A 22,043-nucleotide genomic window follows, 5' to 3' on the forward strand; every position below is an offset into this window, starting at 1 on the left:
TTTCGTGCCCACAACTTCCTGTGGGCACTGACAATTCAATCCCGTAACTCCTGCAGGCCTATTTCTATCCTTTCCTTCCCTTTACCAATGTTTTTTCGCCTGAGGCGAATGTCGCCCACTTCGTCTGTGGTATTGAGGTGAGTGCCACCACATGGGACGCGGGCAAAACCCTCCACTTCCCAGAAACGTTGCTCTGCCGCTTCATCACTAAAACCTTTGGTAATTGGTTTACCAGAATCAATGACTGTTTGTATCTCTGCCTGTAATTCAGGTAACAGCCCGGAAATGTTTTCAGACCATTCAAAATCAACCCGGCTCTTATCCGAGGCGATATGCGCACCAATTATTTTCACTTCTGGGAACCGTTTGTACATCAGTTCCAAAACAACTTTCGCAGCAAATCGATTGGATTAATTTATTGGTCAGGGATAAACGATTTCAACCAGTCAAGGTGATCAGAAAGTTAGTCTGATTGAATTATTGTTCGGTTTAATCATAAGCGCACCCAAACAGCAGATACAAAAAAGAGAGCCTCGGGAGGCTCTCTCTTGGGGGGACAAACTTCGTTTAGCGAAATGGATTAGTTGTTACGAATCCACTCGTCCATATCAGACTTCAGGTTATCAGACTTGGTACCAAAGATAGCCTGAACACCGCTGCCCGCAACAACAACACCTGCTGCGCCCAGCTTCTTCAGTCCATCCTGGTCAACCTTGTCAACACTCGCTACAGATACACGCAGACGGGTGATACAAGCGTCAAGGCCAGTGATGTTGTCTTTGCCACCGAAGGCTTCAACCAGGTTCTTCGCCATTTCAGAAGAATCACCAGCAACGGCTGTGTTCTCTTCTTCGTCTTCACGGCCAGGAGTCTTCAGATCCATTGCCTTGATAACGATACGGAATACGACGTAGTAAATTACTGCGTAAACCAGGCCCAGTACTACCAACAGACCCATGTGCTTCGCGTTCGGAGACTGAACAACGAAGTCGATGAAACCGTTAGAGAAGGTGTGGCCGTGTACGATACCAAACATGTTAGTCAGGACATAAGCCAGACCCGCCAGAACCGCGTGGATTGCGTACAATACTGGTGCAATGAACAGGAATGAGAATTCGATTGGTTCGGTGATACCAGTCAGGAATGAAGTCAGAGCAGCTGAAATCATGATACCTGCAACTTTCGCACGGTTTTCCGGCTTAGCAGAGTGCCAGATAGCGATTGCCGCAGCAGGCAGACCGAACATCTTGAACAGGTAACCACCGGCCAGCTGACCGAAGCCATTGCCTGCTTCACGAGATACGTCGTTTGCAGTCAGGAAGCAGGTCATGATGCCGTGTACAGTTTCGCCTGCCTTGTTAACACAAGTACCGGCTTCGTAGAAGAATGGTACGTTCCAGATGTGGTGCAGACCAAATGGGATCAGTGAACGCTCAACTACGCCGTAGATACCGAATGCCAGTACAGGGTTCTGGTTAGCAGCCCAGTCAGAAAATGCACCGATACCGGCACCAATTGGTGGCCAGATGAAAGACAGCACGATACCCAGAGCAATTGCACAGAAACCGGTGATGATTGGCACAGCACGCTTACCAGCAAAGAAGCCCAGGTAGTCAGGAAGCTGGATACGGAAGAAACGGTTAAATGCCCAACCGGCAACAGCACCAACAAGGATACCGCCCAGTACGCCAGTGTCGATGCTATCTACACCGTGTACAGTCGCCATCACTTTCAGGGTTGCGGTCATGATACCGTAACCAACGATAGCTGACAGGCCAGCTACACCGTCGTTATTAGTGAAACCTAGTGCCACACCTACAGCAAACAGCAGTGCCATTTGACCGAATACTGAACCACCTGCTTGTTCCATCAGGTGAGAAACAATCTCAGGCATCCAGCTAAAGTTTGCTGCGCCGACGCCCAGCAGAATACCGGCAACAGGAAGTACCGATACAGGCAACATGAGTGCCTTACCGACCTTCTGCGCACTTGCAAACAAGTTTTTGAACATAGTTGTACTCCTAAATGAGTCTTTTTTTACAGTCCTGACAGCCTACCCCCGCAGCCTTTTCGTCAGGACCGATGCTTTCTTTGAATTCGAATGAGTTAGCGGCGTCAATATAATTCCCACGTAAAACACTGGCTAACCAGTCGTTCGCTTTTGTCGGAAAACCCTAGCCAGATCACACAGCAATCCAGGATGAATTAGCACCAGAAAAAATTAACATCATGTTTTAAAAGTACTTTTAGCACTTGTGCTCGTGCAGCTCTTTTTGTGAGCACGAACAAAACGGCAGGCTTTTTGTTATTTTATGTATCGAAATAACATTGATTATTTTTGCCGCACAATTCGGGCAAACGCGGTAAATATAGACGGGAAAACCGAATGGGTGATTTCTATTTTGTGAAAGTTGTAAAAATGGGAAGCCTTGGCTCCCCACTTGTTAACATTTAAGCTTTTGCACTCGAAAAAAGTCTGAAGAAGTTTTCGCTTGTTGCTGCCATCATTGTTTCTACAGATTCACCACGCAACATTGCTATGTATTCAACGACTTCTCGTACATAGGCTGGCTGGTTTTGTTTCCCACGGTATGGAACAGGAGCCAGGTATGGCGAATCAGTCTCTACCAGAAGGCGGTCAAGCGGTACTCTGGCGGCAACGTCTTTCAATGCCGTAGCTTTGTTGAATGTTACAATGCCAGAAACGGAGATATAGAACCCAAGCGCCATCGCTTGCTCTGCCATATCCCAGCTTTCTGTAAAACAGTGCAGCACGCCGCCAACCTTTTCCGCACCTTCTTCACGAAGGATACGGATAGTATCTTCCCTCGCCTCGCGAGTGTGAATAATCAGCGGCTTGCCAAGTTCCACTGCAATACGGACATGTTCACGGAATATATCCTGCTGAGCCTGTGCAAGTTCTGGCTGGTAATGATAATCCAACCCAGTTTCACCTATAGCAACGACCCGCTCATCTGCGACAAGCTCACGAAGTTTCTCTGCATCAAACCCTTGCTCAATATCCAGCGGATGTACTCCACAGGAAGCGAACACATTTTCAAAAGGACGGATTTTTTCCATCATTGCCGGGAAATCGCGCAGTGTTACGCCAACAGACAGGAAGTGTGTCACTCCCCTCTCCTGCGCCTTATGGATAACATCGGCTACGTCAGCATGGAGAGACGTATAATCCAGTTTATCCAGATGGCAATGTGAATCGACTAACAAACCTACCTCCGTCGTCACTTAGTTAAACCGGCTGGCGAAAGGCCAACAGCCAGTTACTTATTAAGAGTTCATCATTCAAGCCGGTATGGGTTCGAAGTTGTTTCTGCACCTTGTTCAACTCCCGGCTCTGCGCCATCAGTACAGATGGCTTTATCATTCCAGCATTGTTCTTCAGTTCTGCAGCCTTGTCACAATGAACCAAGCTGTCAGATACTCCATTCTGAGTTTTTGCCAGATCAACCAGCCAGAAACTTATCCAACCTAAGGCTTTCTTGTCTGAGTCCAGGATATGTTTAACAACGGCAAACATATCCTGCCCTGACTGCAAATACTGGGAAAACGCTTCGATGCAGGCATGGTGGACTTTGTCGTCGCCATTTTCAAGGAAAGCTTTTGCTGCCAGCGGTGCACCTCGGTTAAGCCTGATCACTTGTTTGGAAACGCTTTGCTTCAATGACATCTCAAGCCAGTTTTTTACCGTTTCTTCATCAGGTAATGGCAACGTCCACTTGTTACAACGGCTGACAATGGTGGGCAGCAAAGAGGAAAGTGAGCTTGCAGTCAGGATGAAGTAGCAGTTTGCCGGTGGCTCTTCAAGCGTTTTCAAAAGCGCATTGGCTGCCGCTTCCCCCATCTTGTCAGCACCATCAATCAGGATGATGCGGGCTCCGCCAAGCTGTGAGGTTTCAGTCGCCCATCGGTTACTTTCCCGAACCCGGTCCACACCGATTTGCTTGCCATCGATAGGTTCCAGTAAATGAAAGTCTGCGTGGGTGCCAGCAGCAAACAGGTTACAACCATGGCACTGTCCACACGGCTCTTCGTCCAAATTAAGGCAGAGCAATGTTTTGGCCAACTGCTCTGCAAGTGCCCGTCGGCCACTCCCCTCAGGTGCAGTAATCAAAATAGCGTGGTGCAGACGCCCCTGTCCCAGCAGCGATTGCCACTTTGACCAGGTACCCTGATGCCACGGATACAGGTGATTATGCATGTGTTAACCAGGATTCAAGTGCTGTTTGAATGGAATAGCCCACTTCATCAATGGTCCGGCTCGCATCGATAACTATCACGCTGTCATCTTCTGCCGCCATCTCCAGGTAACGTGTACGGGTTCGTTGGAAAAATGCCAGCTGCATCTGCTCAATCCTGTCCAGCTCCCCTCGGGCTCTTGCTCGGTTCAAGCCGATTTCAGGGTCAATGTCCATATACAAAGTCAGGGCAGGTTTGAAATCACCCAGCACCATATCGCGCATGTTTTGCATCAGTGTTTTGTCGATACCACGACCACCACCCTGGTAAGCCTGGGAAGACATATCATGGCGATCACCAACAACCCACTTCCCTTCAGACAGTGCCGGTTTGATGACATTCTCTACCAATTGTGACCGGGCTGCATAAAGCAGCAGCAGTTCAGCCATGTCAGTTAACGGCTCGTCCGGATGGCCTTCCTTAACCAGTGAACGCATTTTTTCTGCAAGTGGCGTCCCGCCCGGTTCACGGGTGGTAACAACATTTTCAATACCATTGGCTTTCAGCGTATCCAGTACACGCTTAATCGCAGTAGACTTCCCGGCACCTTCAAGGCCTTCAATAACAATAAACTGGCTCATTACTGGTTTCTTAACTTCTTCAGATAGGCGCGTACAGCACGGTTGTGTTCTGTCAGTGTTTTGGAGAACTTATGCCCACCGTCGCCATTCGCAACAAAATAATAGTAAGGGGTCTTGTCCGGATTTGCCGCGGCCTCTATGGATGCTTTCCCTGGCATCGCGATAGGTGTCGGCGGTAGACCGAAAATGACATAGGTGTTGTACGGAGTGGGTGTCCGCAGATCTTTCTTACGGATATTTCCGTCATATTTGTCACCCATACCGTAAATCACTGTCGGATCTGTCTGCAGGCGCATTCTTTTGTGGAGGCGGTTAACAAAGACAGAAGCAACCTGTTCACGTTCACTGTCGATAGCAGTCTCTTTTTCGATTATTGATGCCAGCGTCAACAGTTCATATGGTGTTTCAATTGGCACAGATTTATTACGTGCCCCCCACGCATCATCCAGCACATCCTCCAACTGTCTGTGAGCACGTTTTAAAATGCTAAGGTCTGTATCACCGGCAACGTAATGGTAGGTTTCAGGCAGAAGCAGTCCTTCCAGCTTTTCATGATCCGCACCAATCGCTTTGGCGATTTCCGCCTCTGACAATTCAGTTGTCTTGTGAACCAGCTTAGGGGCTTTATTCAGTGCTACTCGCCATTCACTGAAGCGGCTTCCTTCAACGAAGGTAATACTGAACTGGTGTTGCTTGCCGTTTACCAATTGGGAAAATACGCCAGCTACAGTCAGGCCTGGTTCTATCAGGAAGGTACCAGCCTTAACCTGAGTGACTGACGGGTCAATATGGGGAAGCCAGCGTGCCCAGTCAGAGGAAGGTATTACACCATCGCGCACCAGAAGACGGGTAACAGAGTGATAATTGGCACCACTGGGAATGGTAACCAACTGGGCAACATTCTGGGGAGAAGGTGCATTTTTATAATTGATCACCTGCTGGTAAGCCCAGTAAGCCCCACCGGCAGCAGCGACCGCTAACAACAAAATAGCGAATAAAGCTTTTTTCAGCACAAATGTAATTCCGAATTAACCGCATCTAATGCAAAGCGTTCAGTATATACGGTTTGGCCCAGTCGATTAACTGGAACCCGCTCCATCAAGGCGTTAGTGATGAAAACCTCATCAGCTCCATATATTACCTCAACCGGACAAAGCACCTCCTTCACTTCATACCCCAGCCGATCCAGGATAGATATCACTTCTGCTCGCATGACACCTTTAACCCCAGCTTTACTGAGTTCTGGCGTGTACACTGTATTTTCTTTTCGCCAGAAGATATTTGAAGCCGATGTTTCAACCACATTACCTTCAAGATCTGTGACGATCGCATCCTGTTCAGCCATACCCTTAATAGCATTTTTTACCATCACCTGTTCGAGACGGTTAAGGTGCTTTATTCCAGCAAGCACAGACCAACCCAGTTGAAATGGGCACAAACCCAGCTCAATGCCGTTTTTCTGCCAATCCTCATAGTGGACTGGCCAGGCAGACTGGGACACGATAATGGTTGGACATTCACAACCTTCCGGGCTGTACCCCCTTCCGCCGCTGCCCCGGGTGATCACTAATTTAAGCACTTGTTTGCCAGAAACCGCCGCAATTGAGCGGTGCAAGTGCTGGAACAAGCCGCGTACATCCACATTCGGGATAGCCAATACGTCAAGTGAATCTGTCATACGATCCTGGTGACGCTTAAACAGGTTGATCTGCCCATTTTCCACCAGCATGGTGGTAAAGCATCCGTCCCCGTAATTCACGCCGCGATCTGATACAGAAAGGCTTTGACCGTCAGTATCAGCCCAAATGACGTTTTCCATTCGCCACCTCGAAAATCGGATAAAGAGATAAAAAAATAGCCCGGCAGCTATAAACTTAGCTACCGGGCTATTTAGTGTATCAAACTGGCTTAGATTTTCTTGAAAATCAGAGAGCCGTTGGTACCACCGAAGCCGAATGAGTTACACAGTGCATACTCAATGTTGACCTGACGCGCTTCATTTGGCACGTAATCAAGGTCGCAGCCCTCACCTGGATTTTCCAGGTTAATGGTTGGTGGTACAGCCTGATCAATCAGGGTCATAGCAGTGATGATTGCCTCTACCGAACCGGCAGCACCCAGAAGGTGGCCTGTCATAGACTTGGTAGAAGAAACCATTACTTTGCTGGCAGCATCACCAAAGGCACGTTTAACGCCCTTGGTTTCCGCTACGTCACCTGCAGGAGTTGACGTACCGTGTGCATTAACATAGCCAATCTTGTCAGCAGAGATGCCAGCATCGCGCATTGCAGCTTCCATAGCCAGCGCGCCGCCTGAGCCGTCTTCACTTGGTGAGGTCATGTGGTAAGCGTCACCACTCATACCAAAGCCAACCAGCTCACAGTAAATCTTTGCACCACGCGCTTTAGCGTGTTCGTACTCTTCCAGTACCATCATACCGGCGCCATCGCCCAGTACGAAGCCGTCACGATCGCGATCCCAAGGACGCGAAGCCGCCTCTGGGTTGTCGTTACGGGTAGAAAGTGCTTTAGCAGCGGCAAAACCACCCACACCCAGTGGCGTAGATGCTTTTTCTGCACCACCGGCAACCATCACGTCAGCGTCACCGTATGCAATCATACGTGCAGCGTGACCGATGTTGTGAAGGCCAGTTGTACATGCTGTAGAAATCGTAATATTTGGACCACGCAGACCGTGCATGATAGACAGGTGGCCAGCGATCATGTTCACGATGGTTGAAGGCACAAAAAATGGGCTGATCTTACGAGGACCCTTTTCAAGCAGAGCCTGATGGTTTGATTCGATAAGACCCAGACCACCGATACCAGAACCGATAGCGACACCCATACGGTGTGCGTTTTCTTCTGTTGATTCAATGCCGGAGTCTTTCAGAGCCTGGACACCTGCCGCAACGCCGTACTGGATGAACAGGTCCATCTTACGGGCGTCTTTCTTAGACATGTACTCTTCGGCGTTAAAGTCTTTAACCATACCGGCAAAGCGGGTGGCAAAATCAGTGGTATCAAAGTGATCAATCAGGCTGATACCGCTTTGACCTGCCAGCAACGCTTTCCATGATTCTTCCACGGTATTGCCGACAGGCGACAGCATACCCATGCCAGTGACAACAACTCGACGGTTAGACACGATGATTTTCTCCGGGAAAAAATTCAATGAAAAATGTAGCAGAAACTATAAATAAAGTTCAGGCGGCCATGAAGGGCCGCCTGGAGGGATTCGACTTATTCAGACGCGTTAACGATGTAGTCGATAGCAGCTTGAACAGTAGTGATCTTTTCTGCTTCTTCGTCAGGAATCTCAGTGTCGAACTCTTCTTCCAGAGCCATAACCAGCTCTACAGTGTCCAGAGAGTCAGCGCCCAGATCATCAACGAAAGATGCTTCGTTCTTCACTTCTGCTTCGTCAACACCCAGTTGTTCAACAATGATTTTCTTTACGCGTTCTTCGATAGTGCTCATCTTTATACTATTCCTTTTACATTCGCATTTGCGACTTGAAGTGTAGTTTATTCATTAGCGCCCAAGTTGCAACACCCGAACTTCTGGTCAAACCACAATTTGGCTCAAAATTAGCCGAAATTTGATGCAAATCATCCGATGTTGCAACAGTTCGCTTAGACCATGTACATGCCGCCATTAACGTGAAGCGTTTCACCAGTAATATAGGCAGCTTCATCAGAAGCAAGGAACGCAACAGCTGCTGCAATTTCGCGCGGATCACCCAAGCGACCTGCAGGAACTTGTGCCAGAGTAGCGGCTCGTTGGTCATCATTCAATGCTTTAGTCATATCGGTTTCGATAAAGCCAGGCGCAACAGTGTTAACTGTGATGCCACGCGATGCAACTTCACGCGCCATTGACTTGGTAAAGCCAATCACACCAGCCTTCGCTGCAGCATAGTTTACCTGGCCTGCGTTACCCATGGTGCCAACAACGGAACCGATGTTAACGATACGACCATTACGTTTTTTCATCATGGCGCGCATAACGGCTTTTGACATACGGAAAATCGGTGTCAGGTTGGTATCCAGGATATCCTGCCACTCGTCTTCTTTCATACGCATCATGAGGTTGTCACGGGTGATACCGGCGTTGTTAACCAGGATATCAACGTCACCAAATTGTTCTTTGATGGCTTTCATCACCGCTTCAATTGATTCGACGTCGGTAACGTTCAGCACCATACCGGCACCGTTCTCACCCAGATAATCACTGATAGCCTGAGCGCCATTTTCGCTGGTTGCTGTACCAACAACTTTAGCTCCACGCTCAACAAGCAGTTCAGCAATAGCGCGGCCAATTCCACGGCTCGCACCGGTTACAAGGGCAATTTTACCTTGCAGGTTCATAATCATTCCTTTTTTGGTTATTTCGCTGCGTCAAACGTCGCGGGATCATTTACAGCAACTGAATCCAGACCTTTGCTGATGCGCTTGGTCAGACCGGTAAGCACTTTACCTGGGCCCATTTCAATCAGTTTTTCAACACCGTCTGCGGCCATCTTCTCAACAGTCTCAGTCCAACGAACTGGGCTGTACAACTGGCGAACCAGTGCATCTTTGATGGCTGCAGGGTCAGTAGCTTCAACAACGTCAACGTTGTTGATTACCGGGAATGCAGGCGCACTGAACTGGAGGTTATCAAGGGCAACAGCCAGTTTTTCTGCAGCAGGCTTCATCAATGCACAATGGGAAGGCACAGATACTGGCAGAGGCAGTGCACGTTTGGCACCGGCTTCTTTACACAGTACGTTTGCGCGCTCAACCGCATCTTTGGCACCGGCAATAACGACCTGGCCAGGAGAGTTGAAGTTAACCGGAGAGACAACTTCGCCCTGCGCTGCTTCTTCACACGCTTTAGCAATAGCGTCGTTATCCAGACCGATAATGGCAGACATCGCACCTGTACCCGCAGGTACCGCTTCTTGCATCAGTTGGCCACGCAGCTCAACCAGTTTAACGGCTTCTTTAAAATCGATAACACCGGCACAAACCAGTGCAGAGTATTCACCCAGGCTGTGACCAGCAAATACAGCTGGTTGCTCGCTGCCTTCTTGCTGCCACACACGCCAGATGGCGACTGAAGCCGTCAGTAGGGCTGGCTGAGTGCGGTGAGTTTGGTTCAGTTCTTCTGCCGGGCCGTTTTGTACCAGAGCCCACAGATCGTAACCCAGTGCTTCAGATGCCTCTGCAAATGTTTCAGTAACCACCGGATATTGCGCAGCCAGCTCAGCCAGCATACCTACGCTTTGAGACCCCTGACCGGGGAAAACCATCGCAAACTTAGCCATTGAATAAATCCTGTTTAGTTAAAATTTTACTAACGCTGAACCCCAGGCGAAGCCGCCGCCGAACGCTTCCAGCAGAACGGTTTGACCTCGTTGGATACGACCATCACGTACCGCTTCATCCAGTGCAGATGGCACTGATGCGGCAGATGTATTGCCATGGCGATCCAGGGTAACCACCACCTGATCCATCGGCATTGAGAGCTTGCGGGCAGTGGCAGAAATAATACGCAGGTTTGCCTGGTGAGGAACCAGCCAGTCAATGTCTGACTTGTCCATCTGGTTAGCTTCCAGGGTTTCCTTGACGATACCAGCCAGTTGAGTCACTGCTACCTTGAAAACTTCGTTACCGGCCATTTCCAGCCAGACATAATCTTCTTCGCGGCTACCGCCACGAGTTGGTGTTTTCAGGTTGAGCAATTGACCGAATTGGCCATCTGAATGAAGGTGAGTAGAAAGAACACCTGGCTCTTCGCTGGCAGAAAGCACAACGGCCCCTGCACCATCACCAAACAGAATTACTGTGGTTCGGTCGTCAGGGTCACAAGTGTGCGAAAGGCGGTCTGCACCAAGAACCAGGGCATGTTTTACCGCACCTGATTTGATGTATTGATCCGCAATGCTCAGTGCGAAGATGAAGCCGGAGCACGCAGCCGCCACGTCAAAAGCCGGGCAACCTGCAATACCGAGTTGCGCCTGCACTTCACATGCTGCTGCCGGGAAAGCATATTCACCACTGGTAGTACCAACCACAATCAGGCCGATATCTTCTTTGGCGATGCCTGCCATTTCAATAGCACGACGGGCAGCTTCAGTACCCATCATAGCAACAGTCTCATGTTCCGCTGCGATACGGCGTTCTTTGATACCGGTGCGAGCGACAATCCACTCATCACTGGTATCAACCATTTTTTCCAGATCGGCGTTGGAGCGGATCTGTTCAGGCAGATAGCTGCCTGTTCCTGAAATCTTGCTGTACATGAAGACTAATAATGCCTCTCAAGTAAAACTGCTTCCAAACGGTCACTGATCCGGGACGGAACCTGCCGTTCGACTTCCTCAACCGCTTCCTTTATTGCTTGCTGGAAAGCGGAGACGTCAGCACTTCCGTGGCTTTTTACAACAATGCCGCGCAATCCTAACAGACTTGCGCCGTTATACTGGTCGGGGTTCAATGTTTTCAGGTGATTAATCAGGTCATTGAATAACCACTTAGCAACCAGACTCTTAATCGGATTGGACAACAAATGGCGTTTTAACCCATCCAGGAAAAGGCGTGCAACCCCTTCACTGGTTTTCAGGCAAACGTTGCCGACAAATCCATCACAGACAATCACATCCGCCTTGCCTGTGTACAGTTGGTCACCTTCAACATAGCCGATGTAATTAAGGGATTCGCACTGCTCCAGCATCGCTGCGCATCGCTTAACTAAATCATTGCCCTTAATCTCTTCCTCACCAATGTTTAAAAGTGCCACGCGAGGCTTTCGTCCCAATTGCCCTTCTGCAAGTACCGAAGCCATCACAGCAAACTGAAACAAGGTATCAGCGTCACTGGAAACATTAGCACCAAGATCCAGCAACCAGGTCTGGTCATTGTTAGCAGTCGGTAAGGATGAAATCAGGGCCGGACGGTCAACACCCGGTAGCAACTTCAACATCATCCGGGAAAGCGCCATCAAAGCACCGGTATTGCCAGCACTGACACACGCATCAGCTTCGCCATTGGAAACCAGTTCAAGGGCAACTCGCATAGAGGCACCACGGCTGTTTCTCAATGCCTGCGAAGGACGCATATCATTGGCAATGATGTTGTCAGTATGAATAACTGAAAGGCGAGGATGATGTTCTTGTTTGAGACGAACAAGGTGAGGTGTAATCGCCTTGCGATCACCGACGAGGATGACTTTCAGCGTTGGGAAATGCAACAGTGCCTGCACGGAGGCAGGCACTGTTACTTGAGGACCAAAATCCCCGCCCATCGCATCAAGTGCAATGGTTATACCTGTCAAGGCTCAACCTTACTTGTTGATAACCTTGCGGCCACGGTAGAAACCGTCTGCAGACACGTGGTGACGCAGATGAGTTTCACCGCTGGTTGCGTCTACAGAAGTGGTAGATGCAGTCAGTGCATCGTGTGAACGACGCATACCACGCTTAGAACGGGTTTTACGGTTCTGTTGTACGGCCATTGACCCTACTCCTCGTTAATGTTTCTTCAACTGTTCCAAAACGGCAAACGGATTTGGACGCTCTTCTTCTTCTGGTATTTCGCCAAACGACAGGTTGTTTGCATCGACACTGCAATCAGCCTGATCGTGAAGGGCGACCTGAGGCAGTGACAAAAGCAACTCGTCTTCAATAATTTGAAGCAGGTCGATTTCGCCATGCTCGTCAACCAGTACCGGCTCATAAGCATCCGGTAAATTGTCAGCCTGGTCTTCGTGAAGAACCGGACTGTACGTAAACTCGATTTCACAGTTATGCGGAAAAGCCTCTCCACAACGTTGACATTCAAGGTCGACAGCGACTTTAGCAGTACCCTGTACGATTTTAAGTCCTTGAGCATCCACGTCAAAAGACAGCTTCACCTCAGCATCACTGTTTACGCCTACGGTAGCCTCGGATATACGCTCCAGCTTCCCAGCTACGATGATGCCATCATAGTCGAGTCGCTTCTGCGCACTGCGCACCGGGTCAACCTTCAGCGGAAGCTTTACTTTTTGCATAGGGCGCGAATACTAGCCTCCAAATGCGTCAGAGTCAAAGGAAAATATACCTTTAGTTATCTCCAGATTGACCTGACTCTTTACCAAATATCTCAGCATTCGGGCTGCCAACCAGTAGCAATGGCTGTTTTCGCAACACATTGTTTAGAAAACAATCAAAGCACGGGTTGCTGGATAACGGCAGCGCGAGATTATAACGCAGCGACCGGTAAAACTTCGAGTGAAATCTTAAAAGATCTGTCGATTCCAATTCAAAGATCCTCCAAGGATCCTCCTGCGGCTTCATCTCAGGTAAACTGCCCAAAAGTAATTTAGAGAAACTGAGGAAAATATGGCTGGAATCGTCCTTGCCTCCACATCCCCTTTCCGTAAAACCCTGCTCGAAAAACTTGGGCTACCATTTGAAACGGCATCCCCGGACATCGATGAGTCTCCAAAACCAGGAGAAACTGCCGAGCAACTGGTTCAGCGCCTTGCTGCTGATAAAGCAAAAGCCTGTGCCACTGGTTTTCCGACCCATATCATTGTAGGTTCGGATCAAGTCTGCGTAGTTAATGGCGAGATAGTGGGAAAACCCCACACTGAAGCCAACGCCATTCGCCAGTTAAAAAATGCCAGCGGGCAGCGGGTAACCTTTTATACAGGGCTGAGTGTACTCAACACCGCTGATGACAGTCAGGAAACAGTGTGTGAACCTTTTCATGTGCACTTCAGGGATCTGTCTGATGAAGAGATCCAAAGCTATATAAAGAAGGAACAACCGCTTAATTGTGCAGGGAGTTTTAAAAGCGAAGGGCTCGGCATTGCCCTGTTTTCTTCCCTTGAAGGCAAGGATCCCAACACTTTGGTTGGATTGCCGCTAATCACACTGTGTGAAATGCTGGCAAAACAGGGTATCAAGGTGCTGTGATACCCAAAGCAAGCAAAGTATGCTGATCAAAAAAGGCGCCGGTTGGGCGCCTCTTCTATGGTCTCTTTGGCATCGTCTAGGATGATTACGCAAGCAGCTCGCGGATATCTTCTATAACCTTTACCGGTGAGTAGGAAGACAGTTCTTCCTTTGTGTGAACACCCCAGCTTACCGCAATGGCATCGACACCGGCATTGATCGCCAGTTTCATATCGTGGGACGTGTCACCAATCATAAGTGCCGATTCAGGTTTTACGCCGAGCTCCTCAAGCAATTCCGAGATCATCAATGGATCAGGCTTGGATGCCGTCTCATCAGCCGTCCGGGACGCATCAAACAGCGCCTCGATCCCGGCCTCACCAAATGCGCGATCCAGACCCACCCGTGATTTCCCCGTTGCCACAGCCAGCTTCAACCCTCTTTCTTTTAGCGCTGTCAGCGTGTCTGCTACCCCGTCAAACAGGTAGTGGGGAACCGGATTAAGATCAACGAACTGATCCCGGTAGTGCCCTTTCCAGGTTTCGTACATACTCTTCGGTGCCTCCGGATAAAGCACCTCATAACAACGTTCCAGACTGAGGCCGATAACCTGTTTGAGCTCATGGCCATCTAAATCCGGAAGCCCGCCTGTTGCCTTTGCAGCTTCTGACAGGCACGACACAATGCGTGGAACAGAATCCATCACAGTGCCATCCCAGTCAAAAATCAGCAGTTCGTACTTACTCAACATGCTTGGCCTTTTGGGTTGCCTTACGCATACCTTCCAGTGTTTTTTCCAGAATGCAATCCATAGGTGCACTGATTTCCATCTGCTCTTCAGTACCTGGGTGAACAAACTTCAGGTTGGCTGCATGCAGGAACAGACGGTTCAAACCAAACTTACCGGTGTAAGCGTCAAAGCGCGGATCACCATACCTGTCATCCCACGCAAGTGAATGACCGGCATATTGCGCGTGAACACGTATCTGGTGCGTGCGGCCTGTCACCGGGCTTGCCTGAACCAGTGTTCCGTTTTCAAATCGCTCCAGCACCTTGAAATGGGTTTCCGAAGGTTTGCCCTTTGGATTGACACGAACAATGCTGTTCACTTCATTTTTCAGCAAAGGCGCATTGATTACCTTCATTTTGGCCTTCCACTCGCCCATCACCAGTGCGAAGTAGAATTTACGAACCGTCTTCTCACGGAACTGAGCCTGGAGGTGGCGCAATGCTGAACGTTTTTTGGCAACCAGCAAAATCCCTGAGGTGTCGCGGTCAATGCGGTGAACCAGCTCAAGAAAACGGGCGTCCGGGCGCAGAGCGCGAAGGCCTTCGATTGCGCCAAAAGACAATCCGCTGCCACCGTGCACAGCCGTACCGGATGGCTTATTGAGAACAAGAATGTGGTCATCTTCGTGTAGAATGCAGCGTTCGAGCTCAGCTACTTTTGCCAGTTTTGTACTTGGTGCCGCCTTTTCCTCGGTTTCACTAATTTGCATTGGCGGAACACGAATTACATCTCCTGGCTGGAGTTTATATTCCGGTTTGATGCGTTTTTTGTTAACTCGCACCTCTCCTTTGCGGAGAATGCGATAAATCATACTTTTAGGGACGTTTTTAAGGCGATTGCGGAGAAAGTTATCAATCCGCTGGCCAGCAAGTTCATCGCAAATGTCAATGAACTGCACTTGAGTTTTTACTTCTTTCATAGCCAGATATTCTATCATGTTAACAAAGCCGATTGCCGCAAAAATGTGTCCCTGCTATAGTTGCGGCGTAAAGTAATAAAGCTGGTAGCTTTTTTGCTTTTGGCGAACAAAACGCCACCAATTTGATGGTTTTTTTACCGCTTTGAACTTTATACGCAGCATCTGGCGTAAGACGTAAGGGTTCGGGCTCATGAACCGTTATCTGGTCAGACCAGATGTTCAATCAGTGTCTTGAATCGACGCTAAACGCGACGCCGACTGCGTAAACCGGAGACGACAGTATTCTTCCGTAGCAGTGGGTAATAAAAACTGCCCAAGAGTGCGCCCCTGAATCATCCAACCGTGAGGTTGCTACAGAGTCAGACCCGGGGCCCGGCAGCGCTGATTGCAGCGGCTTGTCTACCGATACGGTGACAACACATACAAACGAGAAAAACTGATGAAAAGAATGTTAATCAACGCGACGCAGAAAGAAGAACTGCGTGTTGCGTTAGTTGACGGTCAGCGGCTGTACGATCTCGACATCGAAAGCCCAGGCCATGAATCGAAAAAAGCAAACATTTACAAAGGCCGCATTACCCGCGTAGAACCGAGTCTTGAAGCTGCATTCGTAGATTACGGTGCAGAACGTCACGGTTTCCTGCCTCTGAAAGAGATTGCCCGCGAATACTTCCCTGCTGACTACACCTACCAGGGCCGTCCTAACATCAAAGATGTTGTCAAGGAAGGCCAGGAAGTCATTGTACAGGTAGACAAAGAAGAGCGTGGTTCCAAAGGTGCGGCTCTGACTACCTTTGTATCTCTTGCCGGTAGCTACCTGGTTCTGATGCCAAACAACCCTCGCGCAGGTGGTATTTCCCGCCGTATCGAAGGTGATGAGCGTACTGAACTGAAAGAAGCGCTTTCTACGCTGGAAGTGCCACAGGGCATGGGCCTAATCGTCCGTACTGCCGGTGTTGGCAAATCTGCTGAAGAGCTTGAGTGGGACCTGAAGGTTCTGTTGAACCATTGGGGCGCTATCAAAGAAGCTTCTGATGCCAACAAAGCACCGTTCCTGATCCACCAGGAAAGTAACGTGATTGTACGTGCAATCCGTGACTACCTGCGTCGTGATATCGGTGAGATCCTCATCGACAGCCCTAAAATCTATGAGCGTGCGAAAGAGCACATCATGCTGGTACGTCCGGATTTCGTAAGCCGTGTACGCCTATACCAGGGTGAAGTGCCACTGTTCAGTCACTTCCAGATTGAAAGCCAGATTGAGTCTGCATTCCAGCGCGAAGTTCGTCTGCCATCTGGTGGTTCGATCGTTATCGACCCAACAGAAGCGCTGACCTCTATCGATATTAACTCAGCCCGCGCAACCAAGGGTTCTGATATCGAAGAGACCGCACTGCAAACCAACCTGGAAGCAGCCGATGAGATCGCCCGCCAGTTACGTCTGCGTGACCTCGGTGGCCTGATTGTTATCGACTTTATCGATATGACCCCGGTTCGCCACCAGCGCGAAGTAGAAAACCGCCTGCGTGATGCAGTACGTGCAGACCGCGCACGTGTTCAAATCGGCCGTATCTCACGCTTTGGCCTGCTGGAAATGTCCCGTCAGCGCCTGAGCCCATCACTGGCCGAAGCGAGCCACCATATCTGTCCTCGCTGTACCGGTACCGGTGTTATCCGTGACAACGAATCCCTGTCACTGTCTATCCTGCGTCTTCTTGAAGAAGAAGCCATTAAGGAAAATACAGCCCAGGTCCTGGCAATTGTCCCTGTACCAATCGCCTCTTACCTGCTGAACGAAAAGCGTAAGTCTGTCCAACACATCGAGAAATACCACGAAGTGAAGGTTATCGTTGTTCCTAACGCTGATCTGCAGACACCACACTTTGACGTTGTACGAGTGCGTGCAACTGAAGAGACCCAGACACTCTCTTACCTGCTGCCTAAAGAGCTTGAAGCACTGCAGGAAGCCGATGCCAAAGAAGAAGCACCGGTTGAGAAAGTGGTACGCAAGCGTGAAGAACCTGCACTCAGCGGCTTCTCTGCACCTTCAGCAGCACCTGCTCCTGTTATCAAGAAAGCCCCTGCAGCAGCCGCTGACAAGCCGGCACAGCCCGGCATTCTTAGCAAGCTGTTCGGTTTCCTGAAAGGCCTGTTCAGTTCTGAAAGCGAAGCGGATACCAAGAAGCAGGAAACTGAAAAGAAACAAACCCAGCAACGTGGTGGCGAACGCCGTAACCGTAACGAGCGCGGTAACAAGCGGAACGATGACCGCCGTCGTGGCAACAATCGCCGTGGCAAGCCACAGGACGACGCCAAAGAGACCAAGGATGCCAAAGACAAGGCAACCGAAGGTAAGCAGGAACGTACTGAACGCAAGCCTCGTAAAGAGCGTGCAGAACGCGGCGACCGTAACGAGCGTCAGGACCGTAACAAGCGCAACCGTCAGGAACAGCCTAAGCAGGAAGTAACTGAAGCGGTTGAAGCGCCGGTCCAGGCCAAAGAAGAAAAGCGTCAGGAAAAAACTGAGCAGGTGAAACAGCGCCGTCAGCGTCGTCAGATGCGCAAGCGCGTCCGCACCAACGAAGTGGAAGCTGAAGCTGCAGAAACACCGGTTGCTGAGCAGCAGACCGAGCAAAAGCCAAACGAACTGCAAAAAGTTGGTCAGGCTCTGTTCGAAGAAGCCCATACTCAGGATGGTGTATCTGAAAACTTAGCGCCTGAAAACGTAGCCTCTGAGAACGACACTGAGCAAAAAGACGAGCGTGACGGTTCACGTCGCAGCCGTCGCTCTCCACGTCACCTGCGTGCCAGCGGCCAGCGCCGCCGTCGTCAACGCGATGACAAAGAGAAGTTCAAGGATGCCGTTTCTGATGCACTGACAAGTGCCGTTGACGAAGCTGTTGACCAACTGGATGAAATGGAACATGCCGTTTCTATCGTGGAAACACGCAAGGCAGCAGTACTGAAATCCGGCGTTGCATCCCCTGAAATGGCGATGGGTAAGGTTTGGCCACAGCGTACCGCAGCAGCTCCAACCGTTTCTGATACTTATGAAGAAACCATTGAAGCCGCAGAAGTTGTCGCTACACCTGAAGTTGCAGCTGCCCCTAAACACGGTGGTGTGGCCTTCCCTGAAATGGCAATGGGCAAAATCGTGGTTCGTCGCGAACAGCCTGTTGTTGAAGAAGTCGCAGAACATACTGAGACTGTTGCGGAAGAAGCACCGGCTGCCATTGAAGAAGTTGCTGTCGCACCTGTTGCTGAAGAAGCAATTGAAGCGCCAGTTGCTGCCAAAGCACCTGAAGCCGCTCCGGTGATGGAAAGTGAAATCTGTGTGAAACCAGATATCGCCGCCGAAGTTGCTGCTGCCGCTGAAAACGTGCAGATTAAGCCGGTAGTTCGCTACCGCCGCGCCACTGCACCGATGACCAAGGCTCCGGCCCCTGTATCTGCCTCTGCAGCCCAGGACGTTCGCCTCGCATCATTCCGCGAAGCCCGTCTTCAGGCCAAGCAGGCAGGCGCACAGACAGCGACCAGTCACTCAGCGTCTCAGCCAACCCGTCCGAACTTTAACTAAGTCGACAGGTTAAAAGACCAAATACAAGAGCCATGCATGCCATGGCTCTTTTTTTCGCTTACTTTCCCATCCCAGACAGCACAAAACATCAAACCGTCACCAATGGTTAACGTTTTGTTTTATTTTTTGTCATACCAGCCGATCAACATTGATGTGCATCACGTTTTTCGGTAGCATCCGCCGTTTAATTAAAATTCCAACTGATCAAGTCGGTTGGCATTTATCCAATTTCTAAAACAAACAGGACGTCGTACCCCAATAATGTTTGCTACTTTTAATCTTTTTAAAAATTCAGCCCGAACAGACTTACTCTCCGGCCTGACCGTTGCCCTGGCACTGGTCCCTGAAGCCGTTGCCTTTGCCTTTGTAGCCGGTGTCGACCCAATGGTTGGCCTGTATGCTGCCTTTATCATGGGCCTTGTTACATCCCTGATTGGTGGCCGTCCGGGTATGATTTCCGGTGCAACCGGTGCCATGGCGGTTGTTATGGTCAGCCTGGTTTCTGAACACGGTGTGCAATACCTCTTTGCAGCCATTTTGCTTGCCGGCGTGTTACAGATAACCTTTGGTGCGTTTCGTCTGGGCAAATTCATCCGTATCGTCCCCTACCCGGTGATGATCGGCTTTGTAAATGGCCTGGCAATTGTGATTTTCCTCGCCCAGCTTGGACAGTTCCAGGTGCCGGACGCACTTGGCAATCCGCAATGGCTTGAGCAAGGCCAAATGATGCTGATGCTCGGCCTTGTCGCGCTGACCATGGCAATCATTCACTTCCTGCCAAAATTCACCACTGCCGTGCCGTCCTCACTTGCTGCGATTGTAGTAGTGACCCTGCTTGTCATTGGGCTGGACCTCGAAACCCGTACTGTGGTGGACTTCCTGCGCGGCATGAGCGGCAACCCGGAAGCAACGCTGGCAGGAAACTTGCCGACTTTCTCCTTCCCGTCAGTTCCATTGAACCTGGATACGCTATATATCATCCTGCCTTATTCGCTGATCCTGGCAGCCGTCGGCCTGATTGAATCGCTGCTGACACTGACGGTAGTTGATGAAATGACCGGCACCCGTGGCCGAGGCAACAAAGAGTGTATCGGTCAGGGCGTAGCGAACATGACCTGCTCCGTATTTGGAGCGATGGGCGGCTGTGCAATGATTGGCCAGTCGATGATCAACGTAAGCTCTGGCGGCCGTGGCCGACTGTCCGGTATTACTGCGGCCCTTGCACTGCTGGCGTTTATCCTGTTCGCTGCACCGCTGATTGAACGCATCCCGCTGGCAGCATTGGTCGGGGTAATGTTTATGGTGGTTATCGGTACCTTCGAGTGGGCAACATTCGACCTTGCGCGCCGGGTTCCAAAGAAAGACTTCTTTATCATTGTACTGGTCACCATAGTGACTGTAATGACAGACCTGGCAATTGCCGTTATCACTGGTGTTATCGTCTCTGCGCTGATTTTTGCCTGGGATCATGCGAAGCACATCTATGCAGCAAGCCACGTCGATGCCAATGGTACCAAGGTTTACCAGGTTAATGGCCCGCTGTTCTTCGGTTCAGCCGCCCGATTCCTTGAACTGTTTGATGTAGACGCTGACCCGAGTGACGTGATTATCGACTTCGCTCAGTCCCGCGTAACCGATCACTCTGCTATTGATGCTATTGAGACCATCGCCGAGCGTTATGCCAAGGCCGGGAAGACCGTACACCTGCGTCATTTGAGCCAGGATTGTCGTGCCCTGCTGACACGCGCCGGAAGCCTTGTCGAAATCAACCATATTGAGGATCCGACCTACAAGGTTGCCTCCGACACACTGGCTTAAAGCCGCCTCTAATCCGCCGGACTCCCGGCGGTTTTTGTTTTATCCCCCGCACACCATCTTCCCACAACGCTCACTGTCTTCTTGCTTCAGCCAACCGTATAATCGTGGCAGTCAATTCAGCATCAAAAAGAATAACCAAAGAATGTACACAGACACTGCGCTTACCCCCGAGCTGGAAAAATTGCTCGAACCGGTAAAATCCTTCCTGCATTGCGAAACCCCGCAAGGTTGGATTGAAGAAGCCCTGAAACCTGAGAATGAGACTGTCCTGCTTCGTGACCATGCCAACTGTGAGCTCAAGGCCAGCCAAACTGCCATGTGGCTTATTCGCCGTTATGCCATCGACAAAGAGAGCGGGCAGCTTCTGCTGGACTGGGCAAAACCCTACGAAGATTTCGTTTACCGGGGCATCCGGGATGGGATTTTCCATGCAAAGAAAAATGGCCTTAGCGCACCGCTCAAACCGAAAGCCGGGTTTGAACAGGGCCAGGATCTGATCGACAAAATGGTCCGCCTTATCAAAGAGGAGTTCCACCATTTCGAACAGGTTATCGAAATCATGGAAAGCCGGGAGGTGCCGTACCAGCCTCTCAGCGCCGGTCGTTATGCCAAAGGGTTGATGGGTGTCGTCCGCAACCACGAACCGGGTACGTTGGTAGACAAGCTGATTATCGGTGCCTACATCGAAGCCCGCTCCTGCGAGCGTTTCGCCAAGCTGGCCCCTTACCTTGATGAACAGCTGAAGAAATTCTATATCTCCCTGCTGCGTTCAGAAGCACGCCACTACCAGGACTACCTGAAACTGGCTGAAGCCATTGCTGGTGAAAGCATTGAAGAACGTGTTCGTATCATCGGTGAAAAAGAAGCAGAGCTTATCCAGGAACCCGATTCACAGTTCCGGTTCCACAGCGGTATTCCAGCTGCTGCGTGAGTCTCAATTGAAGGCTAAATATGGGATAGGGGGCAAAGTTACTGCCCCTTATTTCTAAAAAGAACTGGAAAAATAGAGTTGAAACTGAATTTTTTATTTTCATTCACATACAAAATATTAACAGCACTGTTTTCACACAATACAAATGTCAAGTATTTTTCTGATACCGCACATTTAATCATCACTAATTTCCGCACACCGAGCGGTTATTTTTCAATATGAACATCTGTAACACTTCCCTCATT

20 protein-coding genes and 1 pseudogene are annotated in these 22,043 nt (G+C 50.0%); 4 read left to right on the forward strand and 17 right to left on the reverse strand.

What is annotated here, in order from left to right:
• Positions 1-35: 35 nt before the first annotated feature.
• The 15 genes and pseudogenes from NF212_RS10635 to yceD form a co-directional block, all read right to left on the reverse strand.
• A pseudogene (locus NF212_RS10635) lies at positions 36-401 on the reverse strand (alanyl-tRNA editing protein); the annotation flags it as partial.
• Between the two features lie 179 nt (positions 402-580).
• Entirely contained in the window at positions 581-2,011 is a 1,431-nt protein-coding gene (gene ptsG, locus NF212_RS10640; protein ID WP_434355398.1) for a PTS glucose transporter subunit IIBC, read from the reverse strand.
• Between the two features lie 440 nt (positions 2,012-2,451).
• A complete protein-coding gene (locus NF212_RS10645; protein WP_434355400.1) occupies positions 2,452-3,228 on the reverse strand; it encodes a TatD family hydrolase in 777 nt (258 codons plus the stop codon).
• Positions 3,229-3,250: 22 nt separating this feature from the next.
• Positions 3,251-4,219: a DNA polymerase III subunit delta' gene (gene holB, locus NF212_RS10650; RefSeq protein ID WP_434355402.1), complete on the reverse strand. Its 969-nt coding sequence runs from the start codon at positions 4,217-4,219 to the stop codon at positions 3,251-3,253.
• Positions 4,212-4,838: a dTMP kinase gene (gene tmk / locus NF212_RS10655; RefSeq protein ID WP_434355404.1), complete on the reverse strand. Its 627-nt coding sequence runs from the start codon at positions 4,836-4,838 to the stop codon at positions 4,212-4,214. The genes holB and tmk overlap by 8 nt, the downstream gene beginning before the upstream one ends.
• Complete coding sequence (gene mltG, locus NF212_RS10660) at positions 4,838-5,851, reverse strand: endolytic transglycosylase MltG (protein WP_434355406.1); 1,014 nt, start codon at positions 5,849-5,851, stop codon at positions 4,838-4,840. The genes tmk and mltG overlap by 1 nt, the downstream gene beginning before the upstream one ends.
• Positions 5,845-6,657 (reverse strand): aminodeoxychorismate lyase, encoded by an 813-nt coding sequence (gene pabC / locus NF212_RS10665; RefSeq protein WP_434355408.1) that lies wholly within the window; start codon positions 6,655-6,657, stop codon positions 5,845-5,847. The genes mltG and pabC overlap by 7 nt, the downstream gene beginning before the upstream one ends.
• Before the next feature lie 89 nt (positions 6,658-6,746).
• Entirely contained in the window at positions 6,747-7,985 is a 1,239-nt protein-coding gene (gene fabF / locus NF212_RS10670) for a beta-ketoacyl-ACP synthase II (protein WP_434355410.1), read from the reverse strand.
• A 95-nt stretch (positions 7,986-8,080) separates the two neighbouring features.
• The gene (gene acpP, locus NF212_RS10675) at positions 8,081-8,317 is read right to left on the reverse strand and encodes an acyl carrier protein (protein WP_054672538.1); all 237 of its coding nucleotides are present in this window, start codon (positions 8,315-8,317) and stop codon (positions 8,081-8,083) included.
• A gap of 155 nt (positions 8,318-8,472) precedes the next feature.
• Positions 8,473-9,207 (reverse strand): 3-oxoacyl-ACP reductase FabG, encoded by a 735-nt coding sequence (gene fabG / locus NF212_RS10680; RefSeq protein WP_434355413.1) that lies wholly within the window; start codon positions 9,205-9,207, stop codon positions 8,473-8,475.
• A gap of 17 nt (positions 9,208-9,224) precedes the next feature.
• Entirely contained in the window at positions 9,225-10,148 is a 924-nt protein-coding gene (fabD, locus tag NF212_RS10685) for an ACP S-malonyltransferase (protein ID WP_434355415.1), read from the reverse strand.
• A gap of 18 nt (positions 10,149-10,166) precedes the next feature.
• On the reverse strand, positions 10,167-11,126 hold the full coding sequence (locus tag NF212_RS10690) for a beta-ketoacyl-ACP synthase III (RefSeq protein ID WP_434355417.1): 960 nt from the start codon (positions 11,124-11,126) through the stop codon (positions 10,167-10,169).
• A gap of 5 nt (positions 11,127-11,131) precedes the next feature.
• Positions 11,132-12,157, reverse strand: coding sequence for a phosphate acyltransferase PlsX (gene plsX, locus NF212_RS10695; RefSeq protein WP_434355419.1), 1,026 nt, complete (start codon positions 12,155-12,157; stop codon positions 11,132-11,134).
• A 9-nt stretch (positions 12,158-12,166) separates the two neighbouring features.
• A complete protein-coding gene (rpmF, locus tag NF212_RS10700) occupies positions 12,167-12,337 on the reverse strand; it encodes a 50S ribosomal protein L32 (protein ID WP_054672530.1) in 171 nt (56 codons plus the stop codon).
• Between the two features lie 15 nt (positions 12,338-12,352).
• Complete coding sequence (yceD, locus tag NF212_RS10705) at positions 12,353-12,874, reverse strand: 23S rRNA accumulation protein YceD (protein WP_434355422.1); 522 nt, start codon at positions 12,872-12,874, stop codon at positions 12,353-12,355.
• A gap of 331 nt (positions 12,875-13,205) precedes the next feature.
• On the opposite strand from yceD, the gene NF212_RS10710 reads away from it, so the two are divergent.
• Entirely contained in the window at positions 13,206-13,784 is a 579-nt protein-coding gene (locus NF212_RS10710) for a Maf family protein (RefSeq protein WP_434355424.1), read from the forward strand.
• An 85-nt stretch (positions 13,785-13,869) separates the two neighbouring features.
• Here the strand turns inward: NF212_RS10710 and NF212_RS10715 are convergent, their stop codons facing one another.
• Both NF212_RS10715 and rluC read right to left on the reverse strand, forming a co-directional pair.
• Positions 13,870-14,514 (reverse strand): HAD family hydrolase, encoded by a 645-nt coding sequence (locus tag NF212_RS10715; protein ID WP_434355426.1) that lies wholly within the window; start codon positions 14,512-14,514, stop codon positions 13,870-13,872.
• Entirely contained in the window at positions 14,504-15,472 is a 969-nt protein-coding gene (gene rluC, locus NF212_RS10720; protein ID WP_434355428.1) for a 23S rRNA pseudouridine(955/2504/2580) synthase RluC, read from the reverse strand. The genes NF212_RS10715 and rluC overlap by 11 nt, the downstream gene beginning before the upstream one ends.
• A gap of 448 nt (positions 15,473-15,920) precedes the next feature.
• Between rluC and rne the strand changes: the two genes are divergently transcribed.
• From rne to miaE, 3 genes are all read left to right on the forward strand, one after another.
• Positions 15,921-19,049 (forward strand): ribonuclease E, encoded by a 3,129-nt coding sequence (rne, locus tag NF212_RS10725; RefSeq protein WP_434360869.1) that lies wholly within the window; start codon positions 15,921-15,923, stop codon positions 19,047-19,049.
• 261 nt (positions 19,050-19,310) lie between these two features.
• Entirely contained in the window at positions 19,311-20,867 is a 1,557-nt protein-coding gene (locus tag NF212_RS10730) for a SulP family inorganic anion transporter (RefSeq protein ID WP_434355430.1), read from the forward strand.
• Between the two features lie 142 nt (positions 20,868-21,009).
• The gene (gene miaE, locus NF212_RS10735) at positions 21,010-21,798 is read left to right on the forward strand and encodes a tRNA isopentenyl-2-thiomethyl-A-37 hydroxylase MiaE (protein WP_434355432.1); all 789 of its coding nucleotides are present in this window, start codon (positions 21,010-21,012) and stop codon (positions 21,796-21,798) included.
• Positions 21,799-22,043: the final 245 nt, after the last annotated feature.

It is taken from the genome of Parasalinivibrio latis, assembly GCF_036825535.1.
Lineage (GTDB): Bacteria > Pseudomonadota > Gammaproteobacteria > Enterobacterales > Vibrionaceae > Parasalinivibrio > Parasalinivibrio latis.